1 pseudogene is annotated in these 300 nt (G+C 33.3%); it reads left to right on the forward strand.

Annotation, left to right across the window (positions count from 1 at the left end):
- Window positions 1–300 (forward strand): annotated as a pseudogene (locus tag OQH61_RS09495) (methyl-accepting chemotaxis protein); the annotation flags it as partial.

Raw genomic sequence — 300 nt, forward strand, 5'->3', positions numbered from 1 at the left:
AAGCTTGACTTCACCACAGAAGTAAAAGATGCAAGTGGTAGAGTAGAAGTTGTAACAAATACATTAGGAGAAGAAATTAGAAAAATGCTCTCAACAAGTTCAAGCTTTGCTCAAACATTAAGTAATGAAGCTAAAACTCTTGCAGAAGCTGTAACAAATCTTACTAATCTTACAAACTCTCAAGCTTCTTCTTTAGAACAAACAGCTCAAGCAGTAGAAGAGATTACAAGTTCTATGCAAAATGTCAGTGGTAAGACAGGAGAAGTAATCCAACAAAGTGAAGATATTAAAAATGTTATT

The organism is Helicobacter sp. MIT 21-1697, from assembly GCF_026241255.1.
Classification (GTDB): domain Bacteria; phylum Campylobacterota; class Campylobacteria; order Campylobacterales; family Helicobacteraceae; genus Helicobacter_C.